This is a genomic window from Streptacidiphilus jeojiense (assembly GCF_000719095.1).
Classification (GTDB): Bacteria; Actinomycetota; Actinomycetes; order Streptomycetales; family Streptomycetaceae; genus Streptacidiphilus; species Streptacidiphilus jeojiensis.
The window spans coordinates 1-3508 of the sequence record NZ_JOEH01000066.1 but is presented as its reverse complement, the minus strand read 5'-3'; the positions used below and the strand labels follow the sequence as shown (position 1 = coordinate 3508).

Here is a 3508-nt window from a genome sequence, read left to right as displayed (position 1 = left end):
TGAGCACCACCCGAAGCCGCCTAGGCCGACTCGTCCGCCAAGGCGTCCTCACCCAACCCGGACGAGGCATCTACCAAAAACGGACTTAACGCCCTCTGAAGCATCAAACTGACTGCCGTGACAGCGAAGAATGGAACGTTCGAGAGCCGGTCCCACAGTGACGGTTCGGTCATACAACTGACCTACCGGCGCACGCTCTCCCAGCGACTGCAGGGGCTGGTCAATGTCACAGTGGTCATGGCGCTGTGCTTCTTCGCGTCGCCCTGGTGGAACACCCCTGGGCGGCTCGGAGGATTCATCGGCGCATGCACCGGTGCCGTCCTGGTGACCCTCTTCGAGCGGGACGGTACCGAACTTGGCGTTGGCGGGGTCACCCTGCGACGCTTCCTGCGCGCCGACCGTGTAGTGCCCTGGGCATCCGTGGCCGACGTGCAACTACGCACCCGGGTCGGCACGCGCTACCTCGTCCTGTGCCGATACGGCGGACAGCAGGTCAGGTTGCCCGCCCCCATGGGCGGCTTCAGCCAGCACGACGGAACCTTCGAGACCAAACGCAGCACCGTCCTTGCCTGGTGGGAGGCCGCCCGCGTGGCTAAAGGGCTGCCGCCCACCCCTGCCCTTCGGCACGTATAACCCACCGCGACGCTGGAATTACCAAGCGTCATGCCGTGTTTCCCCTGCATTCACAGGGGCTGGGGGTTGTGACGACAACAGGAGCAGTCAGGCGCAAGCCGTGGGAGATCGAGGACGGGCTGTGGGAACGGATCGAGCCGCTGCTGCCGGTGGTGGAGCGGCGCTTCCGGTATCCGGGGCGTAAGCGGCTTGATCAGCGCAAAGTCATGTGCGGGATCTTGTTCGTCCTGTACACCGGGATCCGGTGGGAGTTCCTGCCGCAGGAGCTTGGCTTCGGCTCGGGGATGACCTGCTGGCGGCGACTGCGGGACTGGAACGAGGCGGGCGTGTGGCAACAACTGCACGAACTCCTGCTCGCCGAGCTACGCGCCGGCGACGTGCTGGACCTGTCTCGCGCCTCGGTCGACGGCTCTCACCTGCGGGCTTTGAAGGGCGGCGAGCACACCGGGCGCTCGCCGGTGGACCGGGGCAAGACCGGCAGCAAGCACCACGTCATCGTCGACGCCAACGGCATTCCGCTGGCCGCCTCCGTCACAGGCGGCAACCGCAACGACGTCACCCAACTCCTGCCCCTGATCCAGGCCGTGCCGCCGATTCGAGGCAAGCGCGGACGACCCCGCCAACGCCCCGATGTGCTCTACGCCGACCGGGGCTATGACCATGACATCTACCGTCGCCAGGTCCGTGAGCTGGGCATGCGCCCGCTCATCGCCCGCCGCGGAACCGGGCACGGCAGCGGCCTGGGCAAGAACCGCTGGGTCGTGGAGGCCGCCTTCGCCCTCCTGCACTGGTTCCGCCGCCTGCGCATCCGCTGGGAGATTCGCGCCGACATCCACCAGGCCTTCCTGACCCTCGGCTGCACAATCATTTGCTGGCGACGCCTGAAGACCTCATTTTGATCTGAGTCCTAAGCCTGCCGATTGACTGTCAATGGCCGTGAAGTTCTGGCTCTTCGGCACTTTCCGTGATCCGGTGTAGTTGATCAGTCTGCGAGCAGGATGCGTCGGCGGAGGAGCGGAAACCCGGCGCGGCCGTAGGACTGCCTCTTCAGGAGCTTGATTCTCGTGACGTTGCCCTCCACGGGGCCGGAGTTCCAGTGCGTGGTGAGTCCGGCGGTCACGGCGGCGAGGTCCTTGCGGATGCCGGCGGCGAAGGTGTGGAGCTCCTTGACCTGGCTGGCGTCGGCGTCGGCCAGCCACTGGGTGAAGCGGTGCCCGTCGAGGCGCCGCAGCATGGTGGCGAAGCGGCGGGCGAGCCGGGTGGTCTCCCGGGTGTGCTCGCATCGGTCGCAGAGGTCTTTGAGGTTCTGACGTGCCGTCTCGGTCTGGTTCTCGGACCGGCCGATGATCGTGCGCGCGACGTCGCTGACCTTGAGTGGCGGCTCGGCAGCGGGGAGGGGGCCGCGGCGCTGGGCGAGGGCGTTCAGGAAGCGGCGCACGGACTTACGGCCGCCGAGGTAGCCCCGGACCGCGATCTCGTCGCGCAGCGTCTGCGCGTTGTCGCAGCCTTCCTCCCAGCGGGCAGTGAGGTAGGTCGTGAAGGGGTCCAGGCGACTGGCGCGGCTGGTGCGGGTGCGCAGGACCTCGTCGACGTGCTCGGCGTGGTAGTAGCGGCGGACGGTCTTGCGGTCCAGGCCGAGTTCGTCGCTGATCAGCTGGATCTGCTGGCCTCGTTGCCGCCGGGTCTGGACCTGGGCCCATCGGTCCCGGACACGCTCTTGGGCGTCGGAGTCCGGAGCCGGGACGGGATCCTGTTCTGCTGCTGCTGGTTGTTGTGGTGGTTGCAGGCAGCGTCGGTGGCGGCGCAGCGCTTTCTCGACGGCGGTGGCGAGGTTGTCGAGCAGGTGCCAGCGGTCTGCGACCTGCGGGATCCCGGGCCGGCCGCGCTGGGCGCCGTCGGCGAAGGCTCCGCCGCGGTCGCGGCAGACCAGTGTCACCGTGGGGTGCTCGCGCAGCCAGGCGGCGAAGGTCTGCGAGGTGTGGTCCGGCAGCACGTCCACCGGCTTGCGGGTCTTCATGTCGATCAGGATCGCGCCGAAGGTCCGCCCGCGCCGGAAGGAGAACTCGTCGATGCCGAGCACCTCCACGGCCTCGGCGTCGGGGACGTCCAGGCGGTGGACCTGGCGCAGCAGGGTGGTGCCGCTGACGGCCACCGGCAGGTGCCCGGCCATGCGGCTCCCGCCCTGCCCGCCGAGCGCCAGGGCCAGGCGCTCCAGCAACCGCTGCAACGTGAGCGTCCGGCGGCCGTGGCGGAAGGTGAGCTGGTCGACCTGCTCGGCGAAGGTGCGCTTGGGGCAGTCGTCGTTGTCGCAGAAGAAGCGGCGGACCAGCAGGTCGATCGCGGTGGCCTGGGCTCCGGCAGGCGCATCGGCTAGTCGGCGCAGGTAGCGGCTGTGGACTCGGGTAGAGCGGGCACCGCAGGCCGGACAGGCCGAACCCGGTGCTGTGCACCTGGCCGAGATCCTGACGGCGGCACCCACCCGACGAACCGCATCAACAGTCACCCGGGCCAGGCAGGGGAACAAGATTGACAGCACCTCAGCAGCAAGATCTTTCACCGGAGAGGGCTACCCCACGCCAATCCTGATCACGGAAAGTGCCGAAGAGCCAGTTTTCCACGGCCGCCGTCAATTGACGGAGCGACCCCGGCCTGTGTCCTCCTCGCGGCGGAGGCGGTGCGGTACCGGGGTACCGCCCGCCGGCTGCGGTTCCGCCCGCGGTACCGGTGGTCGGCCCCTGGCCCGAACCTACGGTGGTGGTGCGGCCGACGGCAGGACCTCGGCCGCACCACCGTCAGTCGGCGGCAGTGCCGTCAACGGGCGGTCCCTGCACCGGAACCTGAGGACGCATCCATGATCGAGATCCATCAGCTGGTC

General features: G+C 68.5%; 3 protein-coding genes. 2 read left to right on the top strand and 1 reads right to left on the bottom strand.

Translation table 11 applies throughout. The features are described 5' to 3' along the window. Positions 1–117 precede the first annotated feature (117 nt). Together IF29_RS0140920 and IF29_RS0140915 are read left to right on the top strand one after the other, a co-directional pair. Positions 118–633 carry a hypothetical protein gene (locus IF29_RS0140920; RefSeq protein WP_030267525.1) on the top strand — a complete coding sequence of 172 codons (516 nt, stop codon included), beginning with the start codon at positions 118–120 and terminating at the stop codon, positions 631–633. A gap of 107 nt (positions 634–740) precedes the next feature. Continuing rightward, positions 741–1532 (top strand): IS5 family transposase, encoded by a 792-nt coding sequence (locus IF29_RS0140915; protein ID WP_030267522.1) that lies wholly within the window; start codon positions 741–743, stop codon positions 1530–1532. Positions 1533–1615: 83 nt separating this feature from the next. On the opposite strand, the gene IF29_RS0140910 is transcribed toward IF29_RS0140915, so the two are convergent. Next, positions 1616–3112 carry an ISL3 family transposase gene (locus tag IF29_RS0140910; protein WP_051726701.1) on the bottom strand — a complete coding sequence of 499 codons (1497 nt, stop codon included), beginning with the start codon at positions 3110–3112 and terminating at the stop codon, positions 1616–1618. Positions 3113–3508 lie beyond the last annotated feature (396 nt).